The organism is Haladaptatus litoreus (assembly GCF_900156425.1).
Taxonomy (GTDB): Archaea; Halobacteriota; Halobacteria; order Halobacteriales; family Haladaptataceae; genus Haladaptatus; species Haladaptatus litoreus.
This window is the reverse complement of the sequence record NZ_FTNO01000001.1, coordinates 334,826-353,258: the sequence shown is the minus strand read 5'-3', so window position 1 is coordinate 353,258 and position 18,433 is coordinate 334,826. Positions and strand designations below refer to the sequence as shown.

At 60.7% G+C, this 18,433-nt stretch carries 20 protein-coding genes and 1 pseudogene; 11 read left to right on the top strand and 10 right to left on the bottom strand.

The genetic code is table 11. The features are described from left to right. Position 1: 1 nt before the first annotated feature. Both BW974_RS01850 and BW974_RS01845 read right to left on the bottom strand, forming a co-directional pair. Complete coding sequence (locus BW974_RS01850; RefSeq protein ID WP_245799874.1) at positions 2 to 1,513, bottom strand: alpha,alpha-trehalose-phosphate synthase (UDP-forming); 1,512 nt, start codon at positions 1,511 to 1,513, stop codon at positions 2 to 4. 92 nt (positions 1,514 to 1,605) lie between these two features. Beyond that, the gene (locus BW974_RS01845) at positions 1,606 to 2,118 is read right to left on the bottom strand and encodes a gamma carbonic anhydrase family protein (RefSeq protein ID WP_076427470.1); all 513 of its coding nucleotides are present in this window, start codon (positions 2,116 to 2,118) and stop codon (positions 1,606 to 1,608) included. On the opposite strand from BW974_RS01845, the gene BW974_RS24510 reads away from it, so the two are divergent. After that, a complete protein-coding gene (locus BW974_RS24510; RefSeq protein WP_139328800.1) occupies positions 2,117 to 2,365 on the top strand; it encodes a hypothetical protein in 249 nt (82 codons plus the stop codon). The genes BW974_RS01845 and BW974_RS24510 overlap by 2 nt on opposite strands. 12 nt (positions 2,366 to 2,377) lie before the next feature. Here the strand turns inward: BW974_RS24510 and BW974_RS26350 are convergent. Next, a pseudogene (locus BW974_RS26350) lies at positions 2,378 to 3,234 on the bottom strand (NmrA/HSCARG family protein). 111 nt (positions 3,235 to 3,345) lie between these two features. Between BW974_RS26350 and rbcL the strand changes: the two are divergent. Beyond that, on the top strand, positions 3,346 to 4,593 hold the full coding sequence (gene rbcL, locus BW974_RS01835) for a type III ribulose-bisphosphate carboxylase (RefSeq protein WP_076430189.1): 1,248 nt from the start codon (positions 3,346 to 3,348) through the stop codon (positions 4,591 to 4,593). Between the two features lie 143 nt (positions 4,594 to 4,736). Here the strand turns inward: rbcL and thsA are convergent, their stop codons facing one another. Beyond that, the gene (thsA, locus tag BW974_RS01830) at positions 4,737 to 6,374 is read right to left on the bottom strand and encodes a thermosome subunit alpha (protein WP_076430188.1); all 1,638 of its coding nucleotides are present in this window, start codon (positions 6,372 to 6,374) and stop codon (positions 4,737 to 4,739) included. A gap of 141 nt (positions 6,375 to 6,515) precedes the next feature. On the opposite strand from thsA, the gene BW974_RS01825 reads away from it, so the two are divergent. Both BW974_RS01825 and BW974_RS24505 read left to right on the top strand, forming a co-directional pair. Beyond that, complete coding sequence (locus BW974_RS01825) at positions 6,516 to 7,463, top strand: AIR synthase family protein (RefSeq protein WP_076427468.1); 948 nt, start codon at positions 6,516 to 6,518, stop codon at positions 7,461 to 7,463. Positions 7,464 to 7,554: 91 nt separating this feature from the next. After that, positions 7,555 to 7,770 carry a hypothetical protein gene (locus tag BW974_RS24505; RefSeq protein WP_139328798.1) on the top strand — a complete coding sequence of 72 codons (216 nt, stop codon included), beginning with the start codon at positions 7,555 to 7,557 and terminating at the stop codon, positions 7,768 to 7,770. Positions 7,771 to 8,040: 270 nt separating this feature from the next. Here the strand turns inward: BW974_RS24505 and BW974_RS01820 are convergent, their stop codons facing one another. Beyond that, a complete protein-coding gene (locus tag BW974_RS01820) occupies positions 8,041 to 8,640 on the bottom strand; it encodes a GNAT family N-acetyltransferase (protein WP_076427466.1) in 600 nt (199 codons plus the stop codon). Between the two features lie 94 nt (positions 8,641 to 8,734). On the opposite strand from BW974_RS01820, the gene BW974_RS01815 reads away from it, so the two are divergent. Then, positions 8,735 to 9,079 (top strand): hypothetical protein, encoded by a 345-nt coding sequence (locus tag BW974_RS01815; RefSeq protein ID WP_076427464.1) that lies wholly within the window; start codon positions 8,735 to 8,737, stop codon positions 9,077 to 9,079. Here BW974_RS01815 and BW974_RS01810 read toward each other — a convergent pair. Next, positions 9,076 to 9,537 (bottom strand): methylated-DNA--[protein]-cysteine S-methyltransferase, encoded by a 462-nt coding sequence (locus BW974_RS01810; RefSeq protein ID WP_076427462.1) that lies wholly within the window; start codon positions 9,535 to 9,537, stop codon positions 9,076 to 9,078. The two genes, BW974_RS01815 and BW974_RS01810, sit on opposite strands and share 4 nt — an antisense overlap. Before the next feature lie 87 nt (positions 9,538 to 9,624). Between BW974_RS01810 and trpC the strand changes: the two genes are divergently transcribed. The 5 genes from trpC (at position 9,625) to BW974_RS24500 (ending at position 13,690) form a co-directional block, all read left to right on the top strand. Then, positions 9,625 to 10,380, top strand: a complete 756-nt coding sequence (gene trpC, locus BW974_RS01805) for an indole-3-glycerol phosphate synthase (RefSeq protein ID WP_076427460.1) — start codon at positions 9,625 to 9,627, stop codon at positions 10,378 to 10,380. After that, entirely contained in the window at positions 10,377 to 11,636 is a 1,260-nt protein-coding gene (gene trpB, locus BW974_RS01800; protein ID WP_076427458.1) for a tryptophan synthase subunit beta, read from the top strand. The genes trpC and trpB overlap by 4 nt, the downstream gene beginning before the upstream one ends. Then, a complete protein-coding gene (trpA, locus tag BW974_RS01795; protein WP_076427456.1) occupies positions 11,633 to 12,451 on the top strand; it encodes a tryptophan synthase subunit alpha in 819 nt (272 codons plus the stop codon). The genes trpB and trpA overlap by 4 nt, the downstream gene beginning before the upstream one ends. 31 nt (positions 12,452 to 12,482) lie before the next feature. Next, a complete protein-coding gene (locus BW974_RS01790; protein ID WP_076427454.1) occupies positions 12,483 to 13,277 on the top strand; it encodes a 2-amino-3,7-dideoxy-D-threo-hept-6-ulosonate synthase in 795 nt (264 codons plus the stop codon). A gap of 191 nt (positions 13,278 to 13,468) precedes the next feature. Then, entirely contained in the window at positions 13,469 to 13,690 is a 222-nt protein-coding gene (locus tag BW974_RS24500; protein ID WP_139328797.1) for a hypothetical protein, read from the top strand. A gap of 92 nt (positions 13,691 to 13,782) precedes the next feature. Here the strand turns inward: BW974_RS24500 and BW974_RS01785 are convergent, their stop codons facing one another. Next, on the bottom strand, positions 13,783 to 14,454 hold the full coding sequence (locus BW974_RS01785) for an HAD family hydrolase (protein ID WP_076427452.1): 672 nt from the start codon (positions 14,452 to 14,454) through the stop codon (positions 13,783 to 13,785). 118 nt (positions 14,455 to 14,572) lie between these two features. Here BW974_RS01785 and BW974_RS01780 point away from each other — a divergent pair, with 118 nt between their 5' ends. Continuing rightward, positions 14,573 to 15,745: a 3-dehydroquinate synthase II gene (locus BW974_RS01780; protein WP_076427450.1), complete on the top strand. Its 1,173-nt coding sequence runs from the start codon at positions 14,573 to 14,575 to the stop codon at positions 15,743 to 15,745. A gap of 27 nt (positions 15,746 to 15,772) precedes the next feature. On the opposite strand, the gene BW974_RS01775 is transcribed toward BW974_RS01780, so the two are convergent. From BW974_RS01775 to BW974_RS01765, 3 genes are all read right to left on the bottom strand, one after another. Next, positions 15,773 to 16,192 (bottom strand): DUF7575 domain-containing protein, encoded by a 420-nt coding sequence (locus tag BW974_RS01775; protein ID WP_076427448.1) that lies wholly within the window; start codon positions 16,190 to 16,192, stop codon positions 15,773 to 15,775. 468 nt (positions 16,193 to 16,660) lie between these two features. Then, a complete protein-coding gene (locus tag BW974_RS01770; RefSeq protein WP_076427446.1) occupies positions 16,661 to 17,335 on the bottom strand; it encodes a type I 3-dehydroquinate dehydratase in 675 nt (224 codons plus the stop codon). A gap of 58 nt (positions 17,336 to 17,393) precedes the next feature. Then, positions 17,394 to 18,422, bottom strand: a complete 1,029-nt coding sequence (locus BW974_RS01765) for a DNA-methyltransferase (protein ID WP_076427444.1) — start codon at positions 18,420 to 18,422, stop codon at positions 17,394 to 17,396. Positions 18,423 to 18,433: the final 11 nt, after the last annotated feature.

The following is an 18,433-nucleotide window of genomic DNA, read 5'->3' as shown; positions in this document are numbered from 1 at the left end:
GTCACTGCTGTTGCAGAAGGTCGCTCGCCGCCTGAAGGACATCCCGTTTCCATCGACCGATGTCGTTTGTTTCGACCTGTTCTCGGAGCTGGGCCATTCGGTTTTTCCGCTCCGCCGGTTGCATCTCCCGTGCGTCTTCGATGGTGGCCGCAAACGCTTCCGTGTCGTTCGGATGAACCGTCAGCGCGAGTTCCCCGAGTTCTTCGTGCGCGCCAACGAGTTCGCTCAGAACCAACACGCCCGGGTCGTCAACCTGCGAGGCGACGAACTCTTTCGCCACGAGATTCATCCCGTCTCTGAGCGAACTCACGAGGCAGATGTCGGCTTCCCGGTACAACGCGGCCAGCGCCGACTGCGGGAGGTGGTCGTCGATGGGGACGATGGGTTGCCACGTCTCCGTTGCGAACCGGTCGTTGATTCGTTCGACCCGTTCTTCGACGCTCGCCTGTAGGTGCTGGTACTCGTCGATTTGACTCCGGCTCTCGGTCACTTTCTGGACGTAGGTGAGTCGTTCCCGGCAGTCGGGATACCACTCCCAGAGGTGTGAAAGGGCATCGAGGCGCTGTTCGATTCCCTTCGTATAATCCAACCTATCCACGCCGAGCGCCAGTTGTCCCTCGTCGGGAATCGGATACGTTTCGCGCAGTGATTGCCACTGTTCGTCCGCCTCGCTCGACTCGGCAAGCTGCCGTCGCTCCGCGGTGTCGATGCCGAGCGGGAACGCCTCGACACGGATGGTTCTCCCGTCGTAGTCGATTCGACCGCGGTTCCGGTCTACGTCCGCATCGAGCGCGTGGGAAACGCAATCGAGGAAGTTCAGACAGTACTGGTCGAGATGGAAGCCGAGCAGGTCGTTCGCCAGCAGTCCGGAAAGCAGTTCGTCGTACTGCGGACAGCTTTGAAACACGTCCCACGACGGCCATGGGATGTGCCAAAACTGCATGCAGAAGGCGTCGGGAACCTGCTCGCGTACCATTCGGGGTGCGAGCGCGAAGTGATAGTCTTGAAACCAGACGACGGCATTCGACGGGTCGATTCGGGAGCAAATCGCGTCCGCAAACTGCTGGTTTGTGTTCCGATACTGTCGCCAGTATCTCGCGTTCGGCGTCATCTTCGCGGTGTCGGAGTGACACAACGGCCACAGCACCTCGTTGCTGTAGCCGTAGTAGTAGTCCGACACCTGTTCGTCGCTCAGGAATACGCGTTTCAGTTCGTAAGACGGGGATTCCGGCGGGACACGCACGCAGCCGTTTTCGTCAGTCACTTCGGCATCCGCGTCGCCGCTGCCCCACGCGACCCACGTTCCGCCGGTAGTCGCCATCATCGGGTCGAGCGCGGACGTCAGACCACCCGCCGGTCTGACGACGCTAACCGACCCGTCGTCGCGTTCGTGCGTGTACGGCTCTCGGTTCGAAACCAGCACGAACTCCCGGTTTTCGAACAAATCCGTCGTTGGAGGGTGCCCGCCCGATTCCGCGGGTGCGTTCGGGACGGATTTATCGGTGTTACTCACTTGATTACGTTGGGAACGGCGACCCAATCATCCCGTGCTTGCGCTAGCAAGCTTATTTCTTTCGACAGAACGAACTATTCGTTCACAAACCGCTACTCGAACAGTTCCTCGTGTCGTTCTACGAGGTCGGTGTACGCTCCGGAGGAGTACGCCTCGAAGATTTCCTCGGGGTCGATAGCCGTCTCGGAAAGCGGCGTTATCTGTGCCGGAACCCCACGAACGAACGATTCGGGTGGGATTTCGAAGGCTTCGGGCGTGACAGTTCCGGCCGCGACGATGCTTCGCTCACCAACTCGCACGTCGCTGTTGATGACTGCGTTGAAACCGACGAGCGCGCCGTCCCCGACTTCCGCATCGTTCAGCACCGCGCCGTGACCGACCATCACCCGGTCGCCGACGATTGAGGCGTGGAGAACGGCGTTGTCGCCGATGTGTGACTCTCGACCGATTCGAACTGGTGAAACGTCCCCCCGCAAAACCACGCCGGGCCAAATACTCGCGTCGGCGTCGATTTCTACATCGCCTACCAGTGTCGTCTCCCGACTGACGTGGGCGTCTTCGTGAATCGACGGCTCTTCCCCCTCGAATCCGTAGATACGGGCCATGACAGGGACACGACGTTCTCGCAGTAAAAGCTACCCCCGGCAGAGCTTTGCAGAAGAACGTCGTGTATCCACGGCGATGTTCAAGGCACAACTCTCCGACGGTGAACAGATTCGGTGCGCCGACTACGAGATGGAGGAGGTCGGTGTCAGACTGTTCGACGAGGATGGCGACCTTCTCGCATTTGTCCCATTCACGCACCTGCTCTGGGTCGGGCGCGTAGACGACGCCGGACGAACGCTCTGGTAGTCGGTTTTCCGTTCACTCGCCCCACTCGTGTTCGTGCAGGTACTCCTCGAACAGCGTGAAGGAAACGTCGTGATTCGTCCGTAGTTCCGCCACGTCGATCGGAGCCTCGCTTCGATTGAACCACCGGTACATGTCGGCATAGGCTTCGCCCGCGCGCTCTTCGAATTTCTCGATTGGGACGTGGTCGGCCAGTACGTCGATACCGATGCTCTCTGACAGTCGGGCCGCCATCGCCGACATGGTGAGTTCGTCGCCAGCCAAATCGAACGTCTTTCCGGCGTAGCGGTTTCGGTCGTGGAAGGCCTCAGCGACGAACGCGCCGATGTCGTCCACGTCGATTATGTAGAGCGGAACTCGGGGTTCGAGCGGCATCGAAAGTGTCTCGTTCATGATGTCATCGCGCATACGCTCCAAATTCTGCATGAACGAGACTGGTCGCACGATGGTGAGCGGCAAATCCAGATTGGCCAGTCTGCGCTCGATTGTATGCTTGGACTGGAAAATGAGATTCCGGTGTCCTCGTCCGCACCCCAGACGGAACTGAAGACGAACTGCTCGACGCCGTGTTCCGCGGCGACTTCGCCGAGATTGGTTCCCTGCTCGATTTCGGCGTCAGGCCCCTCTATCGGCGTCGTTACGCAGTACACGGCATCCACGTCACCCTCCCGAACTGCGTCGTGAAGCGACTCCTTGTCGCGCAGGTTTGCTTCCACGATGTGTGCACCTAACTCGTCCAATTCGCGCGACGAATCGCCGTATTCGTCGCGCGTTAACGCGTACACTTCGATACCTCGCTCCATGAGGTGTCGCGCGACTGCCCCACCCTGATTCCCCGTTGCTCCCGCCACGAGCACTCGCTCCGGTAGCATAGTGAGGTGAAAACGACGGGAACGTGCTTAGCTGTTCTCGCCCCTCTTCAACTGACTTCCATCCAAAATCGGCGGTCGGTTTTTTAACCGATGACGATGAAGTATCAGGTTATGCCGGGAATCACATACGAAGACTTCCTGAATTTGGACTACACGCCCGCCGACTCCGAACTCGTCTGCACCTTCCACATCGACCCCGCGGCAGACATGGACATGGAGGACGCGGCGTCCCGCGTCGCAAGCGAGAGCTCCAACGGAACGTGGGCGGAACTACAGGTCGAAGGCGGCATCACCGACCTGAGCGCCACGACGTTCGACATCGACGGAAACACGATTCAAGTCGCCTACCCCGACGAACTGTTCGAGGGCGGCAACATGGCGCAGGTGCTCTCCTGCATCGCGGGCAACATCATGGGCATGAAGGCGGTTGACCGCATTCGCCTCCTCGACTGCGAGTGGCCCGAAGCACTCACGAACTCGTTCCCCGGCCCGCAGTTCGGAAGCGACGTTCGAAACGAGATTTTCGACGCGGGCGACCGCCCGATTACGGCAACGGTTCCGAAACCGAAAGTCGGCCTCTCCACCGACCAGCACGCGAAAATCGGCTACGAGGCGTGGATGGGCGGCTTAGACCTCCTCAAGGACGACGAAAACCTGACCGACCAAGCGTTCAATCCGTTCCACGACCGACTCACGGAGAGTCTCTCCTACCGCGACGACGCGCAGGACGAGACGGGCGAGAAAAAGAGCTACCTCATCAACATCACTGCCGACGCGAACACCATGCTCGAACGCGCCGACGTGGTGGCCGAACAAGGCTGTGAGTACGTGATGGTTGACGTGGTAACGACCGGCTGGGCCGCGGTGCAGGCGGTGCGAGAGCGCTGTGATGAACTCGGCCTCGCAATTCACGCTCACCGCGCGATGCACGCCGCCTTCGACCGCCTCGAAGACCACGGCGTTTCGATGCGCGTCATCGCACAAATCACCCGACTCTGCGGCGCTGACCAACTCCACACCGGAACCGCAGACCTCGGCAAACTCGCAAACGAGGACACGGTAGGCATCAACGAATGGCTCTACTCCGACCTGCACGGCATGACTGACGTGCTCCCCGTTGCCTCCGGCGGACTCCACCCCGGACTCGTCCCCGAACTCATCGAGCGCGAGGGACAGAACATCGCCATTCAGGCCGGTGGCGGCGTCCACGGCCACCCCGACGGAACACGCGCGGGTGCGGCGGCGCTCCGGCAAGCAGTCGATGCATCCGTTGCAGGCACGCCTATCGAGGAGTACGCCGAAGACCATCCCGAACTGAAAACCGCACTCGACAAGTGGGGCACCGAAACGCCGCGGTAACGGCTTCGACGGTGCACGACTAATCCCGCGGCGACGAACCGGGAGCGACTGCGACCCGGGCGCGTCGCAGTCGCGAGCGGTTGCCCAGATGGAGCTGTTCAGGCGAGTGCGAGCGTGGATATGAAATCAGGCGCCGCCTGATTTCACATCGGGCCGCCCATGCCGCCCATTCCACCCATGCCGCCCATACCGCCCATCTCGGGTTCTTCGCCTCCCTCGCTCTTGCCGAGGTCACCTGCCGAAATCACGTCGTCGATACGGAGCAGGAGTTCCGCGGCGTCGGTCGCGCTCTGGATGGCTTGGGTTTTCACGCGGAGCGGTTCGACCACGCCCGCATCGAGCATGTCGGTCACCTCGCCTGTCTCGGCGGCGAGGCCCGCGTCTTCCTCTCCGGCGTCGTGCTGGCTCCGAAGGTCGGTCAAGGCGTCGATTGGCCCGACGCCCGCGTTCTCCGCGAGGGTGCGCGGGATGGCCTCCATCGCGTCGGCGAAGGCTTCGACGGCGAGTTGTTCCCGGCCGCCGACCCCGTCCGCGTAATCGCGGATAGCGAGGGCCAGTTCCGTTTCGGGTGCGCCACCGCCCGGAAGCACCTGTCCGTCGAGCAGGGTGACACGAACCACGCCAAGGCCGTCGTGAACCGCCCGTTCGACTTCTTCTACGACGTGTTCGGTTCCGCCGCGGAGGAGCAGAGTGACGCTTTTGGGATTCTCGCAGTCCTCCACGAAAATCATGGTGTCGCCCGCCACGTCGCGCTCGCCGACGGTTCCCGCCTCGCCGAGGTCTTCGGGGTCGATGTTGTCCAAACTGGAGACGACTTTGCCGCCCGTCGCCCGGGCGAGCTGTTTCATGTCGCTCGCTTTCGTCCGGCGGACGGCGAGGATGCCCTCCTTCGCGAGCAGATTTTGGGCCATGTCGTCGATTCCTTTCTGACAGAAGACGACGTTCGCGCCGCTGTCGGTGATTCTCTCGACCATCTCGCGGAGTTGCGCTTCCTCGCGCTCGATAAACGTCGTCAGTTGGTCGGGGTCGGTGACGCTGACCGAGGTGTCCGTCTCGGTTTCGCGCACCTCGATTGGCGTGTCGATGAGCGCGATTTTCGCGTCATCGACCTGCCACGGCATGTTGTCGTCGGCCCGTTCTTTGTCCACGACGACACCTTCGACGAGTTCGGAATCGGAAATCCCACCTCCGACGACGGTTTCGACGGAGACGTTCGACAGGTCGATTTCCTCCTCGTCTCTAACCGCCCGTACCGCAGTAACGACGAGTTCCGAAAGCGCCTCCTTCGCGGCTTCTGCCCCCTTTCCGGTCATGGCAGTTTGTGCGATTTCGGTCAGCAAACCCGCCTCTTCGACCGGATACGATTTCGATTGGAGAACATCGCGCGCCTCCTCGCTGGCCAGTCGATACCCACGAGCGACGACGGTCGGATGGACACCCTGTTCGAGCAAGTTTTCTGCGCGTTTCAGCAGTTCGCCAGCGAGGATGACCGCGCTGGTCGTTCCATCCCCGGTTTCGTCCTCCTGCGTTTCCGCGACTTCGACCACCATGGTCGCCGCTGGATGCTCGATATCCATCTGCTTCAGGATGGTGACGCCGTCGTTCGTGATGACCACGTCCCCCATCGAATCCACGAGCATCTTGTCCATCCCTCGCGGGCCGAGCGTGGTTCGTACCGCCTCGGCAACGGCCTTCGCCGCCGTGACGTTCATCTCCCGGGCGTCGCGCCCGCTGGTTCGCTGTGCATCCTCTCCGAGTATCAGAATCGGTCCTGTCTGCATTCTGTCTGCCATGGTACCCCCGACCGAGGTACGAGGGCATCCACAAAAGAACTATCCCGACTCGGTTGAAGAGTTTCCGAACCCATTATCGCCGTGTCTCGTGGCGAAACGCACATCTCCCCGCCGTGAGAAATTTCGTCCATGATAGGCAAACTCGACCCCGACGACCTTGCGATGGTCGTCTCGCGCACGGGTGCGCGAGACGACGACGTGCAGGTCGGCCCCGGATACGGCGAGGACGCCGCCGAAATTCGGGTCGGCGACCAGTCGCTCGTCGTGAGTTCCGACCCGCTGTCGCTGGCTCGCGAACGCCTCGGAACCTTGGCCGTCAACGTCGCCTGCAACGACGTGGCCGCCTCCGGCGCAGACCCACGCTGGTTGACCAACGTCGTCTTTTTGTCGGACGACGACCCCGAAACGCTGGACGTGGTAACCCAGCAGATAGACGATGCAGCACGCGATTTGGGCGTGGCCATCGTCGGCGGACACTCCGAATACGCCCCCGACCTCTCGCGCCCGATGGTCACGATGACCTGCATGGGGCTTACCGACGAGTTCGTGCCCACCGCCGGGGCAAAGCCGGGCGACAGACTGATTCTAACCAAAGGGGCCGGAATCGAGGGCACAGCCATCCTCGCCACCGATTTCCGCGACGAGGTCGGCGAGAATGCGAACCGAGGCGAATCCTTCTTCGAGGAAATCAGCGTGGTCGAAGACGCCCGAATTTGCCGCGAGCACGCCACGGCCATGCACGACCCGACCGAGGGCGGGGTGGTAACCGGCCTGCTGGAGATGGCCGAAGCCTCCGGCGTGCGTCTCGAAGTCGCACGCGAGGACGTGCCGGTTCGGGACGTAACGCGGAAATTCTGCGACACGATGGGCGTTGACCCACTACGGATTTTCGGCTCCGGGGCACTGCTCGCCGCGGTTCCGGAAGAGGCGGTTTCGGCGGTGCTTTCAGACCTTCGAGGGGCGGGGATTTCGGCAGACGAGATTGGTCGAGTCGTCGACGGGGATGGCGAACTGGTGGTGGACGAAGAGGTGGTTTCAGAACCGCCTCGGGACGATTTGTACCACCTCTGGGAATAGCGATTTCGGGGTGGTTTTTGTGGATTTTATGCTTACATTGTTTGTTGTCGTTGTCTGACAAACGAGGGTTCACTCGTGATTTCGTTTACTGATGCCGACGCCAATCAAACCGCCACCGCACCGCGACAGCCACACGCCTCCCCAACCGACTGCGCTTCTTGCTCCCTTCGGTCGCTCCGATGCCTGCGGGCTACGGCCGCAGGTCAGCAAGGCGCAAAGCGTCTTGCAAGCCTCATCCCTCGCACGGCTTCGATTCGACTTCTCGGAGGTGAACTCCTTGACGGCTCGCCAGCGCCATATCGCTTGATTGACCTGCCGCATGGTTGCGCCAGCGCACTCGGCGAGTGACGAACGATAGTGAGGCACGAGCCCAAATCTGCGCTGGCGGGGAGGAGTGGGGACACTGCGGTTGTGGTGCGGTGGCGGTTTCATTGGCGTCGTGATTACCTAGAATCCAATAACATTCATTTTCTCACAGTCATCCCCCAATTTCCGAGATTGGAGCAAAGCTAAGGTACCAGAATCAGTCGTCTACGGCACGACTACCTTTTCGAAAAAACAACAACTCCACGAACGATTAGTGACGACCGGTGTCGTACTTGTAGGTTGCTTCGTCGGGGTCGATACCGAACTCTTTGGCCATCCCTTCGGTGTCGTCCCCCGTCGACTCCGAAACTTTCCGCTCCCGAGCTTCTTTGAACCGTTCGCGCAGTCGGTCGGGCATCTCGAACTCGCCGACGGAAAGCACCATCGGGATGGCGTCGGGTTCGGTCTGCTCGCGCTTCGATTCGAGTCTGTCCCGAAGTTTCGGGGGCAGGTCACTCGTGTCGATAGGTTCGAACCCGAACTGCGCGAGGTAGTCGGGAACGCCGACGAGGGCGTACACGTCCTCGAAATCGTTGTCCCCGGCCTTGTCGATGAGGCGCTCGATAACGTGTGCGCCGACACCCTGTTCGCGCCACGCGGAGACGACGCCGATGCTGGTCAGTTCACAGATGTCGGGGGAATCGTCGGGTTTGTGGATTCGAATCCGGCCGAACCCGGCCTTCGTTCCGGAATCCTCGTCGATAGCGATGACGTAATCTCGGGAGCGGAAGGCGGTTTCGTCCAGTCCCATCGCCTCGATATTGTCGAGCAACCAGACCTCCTCTCTGTTTTTGGCATCCCGGACGTACATGGGGAGAGATACGTTCGCAGTCATCAAAAAGTCATCCACCGCAATAGCAAGGGATTCCGAAACAATATTCTGAAGACGTGACAGTGCAAAACTGATGGATGAACCAAACAAGAAATCCCGGTCGGTCGTCGCTCTCATGTTCGTCCTCTTCGCGGTGATGCTCGTCCTCCTTGGATACGGGGAGTTCGCTCCCAACCAAACCGCCACGTTGGGCGGGAAACTGTTGTTCTCTTTCCTCTGGATTCCGTTGGGTGTTGCACTGCTACTCGAATGGAAGATGACTGCGTTTACCGTGGCCACCGCGGGTGCGCTGGCACTGAGCGGTGGTGTCGAACTGTATCTCACGCTCGCCTCGAATCCGTTACTCGGGGAGAACGCCGTAGACGTTACACGGATAGCGGGAGCACTACTTTGGGTGTTCCGCCTAAAAACCGATTAAAGCCCTTCCAGCGACCGCAACTTCTGCTCCACGTCCGGTGGTGCCGCACTCGGCCCGTCACGAATCCGGTGGTCGGGCACCAGCAGGGGCGCGGGGTTCGCGTCCAAGGCAGTCCGGGCGAGTTCCAAATCTGCCTCCTCGGTGTGGTCGAGTCCGGAAGTCATCCGGGTCAGGGTTTCGACGTTCACCTGTTCGCCGTAGGGAACTTTTCGTACCGCTTCGAGGACACTCCGCTGGTCGGTCGGAAGCGTTAGCGCGACCTGTACGTCCTCGAAGTTGTCCTCGACGCCTTCCAAATACGCGATGATTCTGTCGAGCACCGCGTGGTCTTCCTCGGCGTCGTCGTCCGCTTCGCGAGGGAACGTGACGCGCAGAACGCGACCGCTCGCCACCCCGATTTGCACGAATCGGCCCAGATAGGCCGATTCCTGCGCGTAAATTCCGGCATTCTCGTCCATACCGGAGAGAACGCACGTCCGACTCTTCAAGATTGGCGTCCCGTGGACGCAAGTCTTATGTACAAACTAGTCCGTTAATGTACGATAATGAACGCAGAAGGCGAACTCGCACCCGTGGTGCAGTCCATACTTCGGGACGCGAGAAACCGAGACACACCCGACGAGCGCGTGTCGGTAGACGCACGCTCGTTTGCCGACGCGATTGCACGCACAGAGTCGAAAGGAGAGATTCCGGTTATCGCAGAAGTGAAGCCGACGAGTCCGACGACGGACGGCAACCGAACCGACGACCCGGTCGAACTGGCGAAACAGATGGTCGAAGGCGGGGCGACCGCACTGTCGGTGTTGACCGAACCGGAGCATTTCGGCGGGTCGCCCGAGAACCTGCGCCGGGTTCGCGAAGCCGTGGACGTTCCGGTACTCCGCAAGGATTTCGTCGTAGAGGAAGCGCAGTTGGACGTGGTGGAAGCCGACCTCGTCCTGCTCATCGCGCGATTCGTGGGCGACGACCTTTCGCAACTGGTCACAGCAGCGAGAGAGCGTGGCTTTCAGGTTCTCGTCGAAGTCCACACGCGCGGCGAACTGGAAAAAGCGACAGACGCGGGCGCAGACATCGTCGGCGTGAACAACCGCGACCTCGGCAAACTGGAGGTGAGCCTCGACACCTTCGAGTCGGTCGCCCCCGAAGTGCCGGACGAGATGACTTGTATCGCAGAAAGCGGCATCACGACGACGAACGACGCCCGACGAATGCGCGAGGCGGGCGCGGACGCCCTCCTCGTCGGAAGTGCGATTATGGACGGCGATGTTGCGGAGAACACCCAGAGGTTGGTTTCTGCATGAGTGAAACCAGATTCGACGAGGACGGCAAATTCGGCGAGTACGGCGGCCAGTACGTCCCGGAAGTCCTCATGCCCGCCATCGAGGAACTGCAATCTGCTTACGAACGATACGTCTTGGAGAACGAAGACGGGTTCATGGACGAGTTCCGTCGCCACCTCCGCGACTTCGGCGGACGACCGACGCCGCTCCAGCGCGCCGACGCCCTGAGCGAGCGATACGACCGCGACATCTATCTGAAACGGGAAGACCTGCTCCACGGCGGGGCACACAAACTGAACAACGCGCTCGGACAGGTGTTGCTGGCGAAGTACATGGGCAAAGACCGAATCGTCGCGGAAACCGGCGCGGGCCAGCACGGCACGGCGACCGCGATGGCCGCGACCTACCTCGGCATCGACTGCGAAGTGTACATGGGCCGCACCGACATCAACCGCCAGCGCCCGAACGTCTTCCGGATGCGAACCCACGACGCGGAGGTGAATCCAGTGGACGTTGGCTCGGGAACGCTCAAAGAGGCCATCAACGAGACCATGCGCGACTGGGCGACCAACGTGGAGAACACCCACTACGTCATCGGAAGCGTCGTCGGCCCGCATCCCTTCCCGCAGATGGTGCGCGACTTTCAGGCGGTCATCAGCGACGAAGCGAGAAAGCAGATTCAAGAGCAGGCGGGCAGACTGCCGGACAGCGTCGTGGCCTGCGCGGGCGGCGGGTCGAACACGATGGGTGCGTTCCACGAGTTCGTGGGAGATGGGGACGTATCCCTGTTCGCGGTCGAAGCGGGTGGGTCGGGCCTGGCGATTGACGAGGACGAAGGCCTCGCTCCACACTCCGCCTCGCTTTCGACGGGCGAAGACGGCGTGCTCCACGGCGCGCGAACCAAACTGCTCCAGAGCAGAGACGGGCAGATTCTCGAATCCCACAGCGTGAGCGCTGGACTCGACTACTCCGGCGTCGGCCCGGAACTCGCGCATCTCGCGGAAACGGGTCGCGTGACGCCCGTGAGCGTCGGTGACGACGCCGCGCTCGAAGCGTTCCATCGACTGTCGAAACTGGAGGGAATTATCCCCGCGCTGGAGTCAAGCCACGCGATTGCCTATCTGGAAGAGGCAGAAAATTCGGACGAGTCCGACGAATTGGGCGACCTCGTCGTCGTCAACGTCTCCGGACGAGGGGACAAAGACCTCGATACGGTCATCGAGGAGAGCGAAAAGCGCGGCATTGACACTGCACCGAGCATGGAGGTATTTGAATGAGCAATCAGCAATCGACCCTCGAATCCGCCTTTTCCGGCGAACCAGCCCTGATTCCCTACGTCGTCGCTGGCGATCCGAATCCGGAGGCGACGAAGGAGTACGTCCGCGCTCTCGCGAAGGGTGGCGCAGACGTTATCGAACTCGGCCTGCCGTTTTCGGAACCGATTGCCGACGGCCCGACGATTCAGAACGCCATCCAACGCGCGCTTTCCGGCGGGATGACGCCCGACAAATATCTCGACCTCGTCTCCGAACTGGACGTGGACGTGCCAATCGTCTGCATGACCTACTACAACCTCATCTACCAATACGGCGACTCTGAAGGCGTCGAGTCGTTCGTTTCTGCTGCAGGAGAGACCGGGATTTCGGGACTCATCGTTCCCGACCTTCCGGTAGAAGAAAGCGACTCGCTTCGGGAGGCGTGTGACGAACACGGCCTCGACCTCGTGTTCATCGTCGCGCCGACGACCACGGACGAGCGCGAACGACGAATTCTCTCGCAGGCGTCCGGGTTCGTCTACGTGCAAGCCCGAATGGGAACCACCGGGGCGCAGGCCGACGTGAGCGGTGCGACCCACGACAGTCTCTCCCGACTCGCCGAAACCGACCTGCCGAAGGCGGTCGGTTTCGGCGTGAGCGAGGGCGAACACGCCAAAGAGATCGTCTCGGCGGGCGCTGACGGCGTCGTCGTCGGAAGCGCCCTCGTGGACATCATCGCCTCGGGCGAGAACGTCGCAAAGCGTCTCGAATCGAAGGCCGCGGAACTCAAATCCGGGGCACGCGACGGGACACAGGAAGTACCGCAACCGGAATGAATTTCACACTAGCTTGCTACACAGTCACACAATGAACACTGGAATTGCAGCACGACTCGACCGCATCGGACGCGACGGACGCTTCGTCATCGTTCCGATGGACCACGGCATTACACTGGGCGCAGTACGCGGCCTGAAGAACATCGAATCGACAATCGACGCGGTGACACGGGGCGGCGCGGACGCCGTTCTCACGCAGAAGGGAATCGCGCCGCGCGTCCATCCGAACAAAAACGACGCGGGCTACATCGTCCACCTGAACGCCTCCACGACAATCGGCCCGGATGCGAACGATAAACGAATGACCGGCACCGTCGAGGAAGCGATTCGGGCCGGTGCGGACGCCGTCTCTTTTCATATCAACGTCGGAAGCAACTACGAACCCAAACAAATCACCGAACTCTCGGAGGTCACCAGCAAGGCGGATAAGTTCGGCATGCCCGTCCTCGCCATGTCCTACGCTCGCGGCCCGGATGTCGATGAACACGACGCGGAAAATCTCGGCCACGCGGTTCGACTCGCGGAGGAAGTCGGCGCAGATGTCGTGAAGACGGCCTACAGCGGCGACTCGGACAGCTTCGAACACGTCGTCGAATCGACGCGCCTCCCGGTGGTCATCGCGGGCGGCGCACCGGAGGGCGACGAAGCGACCCTCGACGCGGTTCGCGGCGCGATGGACGCGGGCGCGGCGGGCGTCTCGATTGGCCGCTCCGTCTTCCAGCACGACAATCCGAAGGCAATCGCTCGGGCGGTTTCCGGCGTCGTCCACGACGATTTGTCCGCCGAGGACGCGCTTGCGGAAGTTGGGTTACTGGCTAACGCGTAAGCTGTCGAATATACCATCGTGACCGAAACGAACATACTATCAGAAATTCATCCATTCGCAATGGATTCTGTTCGTGAGTCTGATGTTTTCAGCCTTGGGATGATTTTCGCAAGCTCCCTCCTGTTTCTCGCGTACATCTTCCTCGGAACACCGGTTCTCGCGATTCCACCGGTTTTACTGGTGCTCGGCAGTTGTGTCGCGCGATACGCCCCAAAGGCCAGCGGATACGGTTCGCATTTCTCGCGCTGACGAGCGTTGGAATCGCTGGCATCGTCGTTCCAGTTGCAGTGTTCGAATCTGACTGGACGCAGTCATTGGACAGCGTTGCACTGCTGGCCACAGCAGTCACTGGGTCGGTACTCGTTCTCTGGGCCAGTTCGGAAACGACGAACAGATTGTCCTCGGGGGCATAATCCATCAGTTATCGTCCAAGCGGTTTCGAGCGTCGTCTACGAAACCTGTCGGCCGAAAACACAATGAGGCAGAGTTCGGTCGAAATCTGATTTTAGAGGAGACTCGGAAATTCCGCAAGCGAGTGAAGCGTGTACGTCGGCTCGGGGATAGGGTCTGTTATTTGCTCTCGATAGGGAACCCAGACGGAATCGATGCCGAGGGCATTTGCACCGGCCACATCAGCACCCAGCGAATCGCCGACGTGAATCGCATCGGCTGGCGTCGCGTCGAGTTCAGTCAGGGCGTGCTCGAAGGGAGTCGGGTCGGGTTTCGGTGGAACACCACCGGAGGGGTTGACGAAGACGTGCGTGTCGAAGACATCAGTTATTCCGAGTGCTTCTAATTTGACGGTCTGGTTTGCTTCGCCCCCATTCGTTACGAGTCCGAGTTTCGCGTCGCTAGCGGCCTCCAATGCTGCCTCTGCGCCGGGGCGGAACGAGACCGCAGAATGGTCGAGACACTCCTCGTACGCTGTGGCGAGCGCCGATGCGTGAGGCGTCTCGACACCTGCCTCCCGAGCGGCGGCGGCGAAGCAAAATTCGTAAAACTCGTGTGGCGTTTTCGGGGTTGTAATGTCGTCTACCGCGGCAATGATGTCCGTGACCGTACAGTACTGTTCGACTGATGCACGGTCGAACGCCTCAGCGAGAACTGCCTCCTCGTCTTGGTCGGAGACACACAGCGTCGAGTCGAGGTCGAAGAGAACCGCGTCGATATTGGTCATTTGATAGTAATAACCGAGTGGATAGAAAAAAGCTACCGAGTGGGGTGAAGTTCGTGGGAAATGGCGAGAAGTTGCGGATTCCGCCACGTTCAAGCCACGTGCCTACGACCGATTCAGCATGACACGCTCCGTGTGGCTGAAAGCCGATTCCGACGTTGGCGACTGGGACGACCGCCGCAAACGAATTACCGCCGGATTGGAAGCCGGTGTTGACTGGGTGCTGGTGGACGAACGCGACGTAGAGCGCGTGCGAACACTCGGCGAGGTCAACGTCGCGGCGTTCCGCGCCGACAGCGACGTTCACGTCTTCGACGTGGAAGAAAACGAGGAAGTACCCGAACCGGACGCCAGAATCGTCGGCAAGGACGGCGAAGGCGACGGAACGGTTGACCTTCCCTCGGATTTCTCCGGTTCCGCCGACCTGTCCACGCTTCGGCGCGAGGACGCGGCGGAGGGTGCCTTCGTTCGAATCCTGAGCGAAGAGTACGAGGCCTTCGCGGAAGCAGCGGCAGAGGAAGGCGACTACACCATCGTCGTCGGCGAGGATTGGACGATCATCCCGCTCGAAAACCTCATCGCCAGAATCGGCGAGGAAACCGATTTGGTCGCTGGCGTTACGAACGCCGAGGAGGCCCGAACCGCGTTCGAGACGCTGGAACTCGGTGCCGACGCGGTTCTGCTCGACAGCGACAGTCCGGACGAGATTCGAGCGACGGTAGACGTTCGGGACACCGCGGAGCGCGAAACGCTCGATTTGGAGTGGGGCGAAGTGCTGACCATCGAGCAGACCGGAAGTGCAGACCGCGTCTGCGTCGATACGGGGTCGCTGATGGAACACGACGAGGGCATGCTCGTCGGGTCGATGTCGCGGGGCCTCTTTTTCGTCCACGCGGAAACAGCCGAATCGCCCTACGTCGCCTCGCGGCCGTTCCGAGTGAATGCTGGCGCAGTCCACGCCTACGTTCGCGTGCCGGACGGCGGGACGAAATACCTCGCCGAACTCCAGAGCGGCGACGAAGTTCAGTTGGTCGATACCGACGGCAACACCCGCGAGGCAATCGTCGGGCGGGTGAAAATCGAGAAGCGCCCGATGTTCCGCGTCGAAGTCGAAACCGAGGACGGCGACCGAGTCGAGACGCTGCTTCAGAACGCAGAAACCATCAAAGTCGCGACGCAGGACGGCAGAAAAGCGGTGACCGACCTCGAAGTCGGCGACGAACTGAAACTCTATCTGGAGGGCGGTGCGCGCCACTTCGGCGAAAGCGTCGAAGAGAGCATCATCGAGCAGTAGTCCGGAAAAGAGGAGTTCGAACGCGATTTACTGGGCCGCGGTTTCGGTGTCGATTGGGTTCGTACACCAGTGACAGAAGTCGAGGTCGTCGTCCACGTTCCTCCGGCAGTGTGGACAGCGCACCTCGCCTTCGCCGGCCGTCGCCGTCGCGGCGGCCGCACGGTTGTTTCGGAGTGCAGACCAGTAGGCATCAATCACGTTGCACAACTGGACGACGAGAATCGGGAGGGTGACCTCGAAGGGCAGTGAACTCAGTTCTTCGTAGTAGACGGAGAAGCCACCGCTTTCGACCGCCTGAAACGTCTCCTGCGGAATGAACACCATCACAGTGACGAGGGCAAATCCGAACCAAAGAAGCGCGCGAAGCCACTGACGCAGATAAGTGTGACCCAACCCGGGATAGACGAGAGCAAAGACCGCCGCCAGCCACGGGCGCTTTCGTGTCATTTTTCGTGGGTTGTTGTTGGGCGGTGTTAAATCCTTGCAATACGGCTTTCATCGCAGGGACGTTCTTGGTGAGAAGTAATTGACAAAATTCGGCAATCGTGACGAACGTGGTGCTCGTGACGTTTCCTCAGTTACAGAATTGGAGACGATGCCGAGTTGAGTGCGAATAGCGACTCTAGGTCACGCCCTCGCTCATCACCCGCTCGTTCTTCGCTCGCCCGTTGCCGCTGAAAGAGACACGCTCTTTCCTGCCGTTGAAAACGCTCTGCGTTTTCAAGACACCAGGACAGCGGGGCGGGCAGGCCACTGGCCTGCCCGCCCCAAGCCAAATTTGACCAGTCGACTTGCGACGGAAACCCGTCTTGCTGATTCTCCGTGAAAAGTCGAACAATCACTAGCGATAACCTCCAGTGTGGTCTAAAGCAAGCAGTTGAACTCGTCTTTATTCTACCAGAAAATCACGGCTCGTCATCCCTGTAGTTCTCGCACCAACTGCGACAGCGTGGCCAAATCGTACTGCCCCGGTGCCGTTGCGTCCGCCGAATTCAACGGCGCGTAGCCGATTTTCGACCCGTAAATCGGAGCGACGGCGCGGGAATGGCGACCGATTTCGCCCATCGCCATCGTCGCCACGGTTCGTCCGCGCTCGGTCAGTCGATTCGTCACCGAGAGCAGATCGAGAACGTCTGACCGCGAATTCGCAGTGACGGCGAGTTTCCCCACGTCGGCGTAGTCGGTAGCCTGTTCCAGTAGTTCCCGCAGTCGGTTTTCGTCGGGCGTTTCCTCGAAATCGTGAATCGAGGCGACGACCGCCGAATCGTGCTTGCGGGCGTGTTCGGCTACTCGATTTCCCTCCCCCGACAGCAGACACTCCAGTTCGAGGTCGATTGCGGCGACGGTGTCGTACTCCGCGGCGGTTTCGAGCGCGTCCAATCTCGATTCGTCGCCGGTAGCCTCGCCACCCTCCCACGACGCACGATTCGTGGCGAGAATCGGTAGTTCGCCGTCGTAGTCGGCCAGTTGGGAGAGTGGGTCGTCCGCCAAATCCATGCGAAATTCGACCACGTCGGCGTGGTCGCGGGCATGCGGTTCGTCCGCGAGCACCGCGGTGCTCGCCGCGAGGGTGAACGAATCGAAGGTCATACCGGTGTGTCGGTCCGGCGGGACAAAAGGCTACTCGGAAGGGGAAAAGAAGGAAAAATCACTCGGAGTACGGTTCGTGCGTGGCGAAAAACCGATTTCCGTCACGGGTCACGTCGGCCACTTCGTAAAACTGTAGTTCTTTCTCTTGGGCCGTTTTGACTGGGAAATCGTAGTGGTCGGAGTCGTAGGCGAGTTCCCCGTCGTGTTCGGCGACGAACTCGCGGTGGTCGTCGAGTCGTCGCTGGATGACATCGTTCGAAAGGGCCGCAACCTGTTCGGCGCGCTCCTCGAATACCCCGGTAAAGTCGGATTCGAGTTCGTAGCCGACCGAATTTCTCCCCGCGACCATCGCCGCGATGGAGGTGGTTCCGGTTCCCCAAAACGGGTCGAAGACGGTGTCGCCGTAGACCGAAAACATCGAGATGAGGCGGTAAGGGAGTTCGAACGGAAACGCCGCGGAGCGTTCGCGCAGGTCGCCGTGGTCGAGTTCCTGCATCTCGCCGCGAACCGCGGTCCAGAGGTCCGAAAACCAGTCGTTTCGCTCCTCCCAGAAATACGCCGCCTCGTATCGTCGGTCAGCACCGGGTTCGAATCGCCGTGAATCTCCGTTCCGGAAGACGAGCAAGTATTCGTGTTCAAGGGCGGTGTAGGCGTTCGGCGGGAGCATTCCCGACCCCATGAACTTCGTCAGGCGATTCGACGGCTTTCGCCAGAGGATGTCGGGAAGCGGACGAAGGCCCTGATTCCGGAGTTGCTGAAGAATCTGTGAATGGTTCGGAAACAGTTGAAACGTCCCATCCACTTTTCGGGTCGCATCGCCGACGTTGATGACCGCAATGCCACCCGGTTTCAGCACGCGGGCGAGTTCCGACCACACGCCGTCGAGTTCGTCGTGCATCAACTCGAAGGCGGTGTCCCCGTCTTCACGTTCCAGCGCCGACGCGATGTCCGGATTCAGCCCCGAAAACAGGTCGTCCCACATCTCTATCATCGGATACGGCGGAGAGGTGACGACGAGGTCTATCGAATTATCAGGAAGCGCACAGTCGCTCGCGTCCCCGACGTGAATCTCGTGCTCGGTTTCCATTGCAGTTGCTG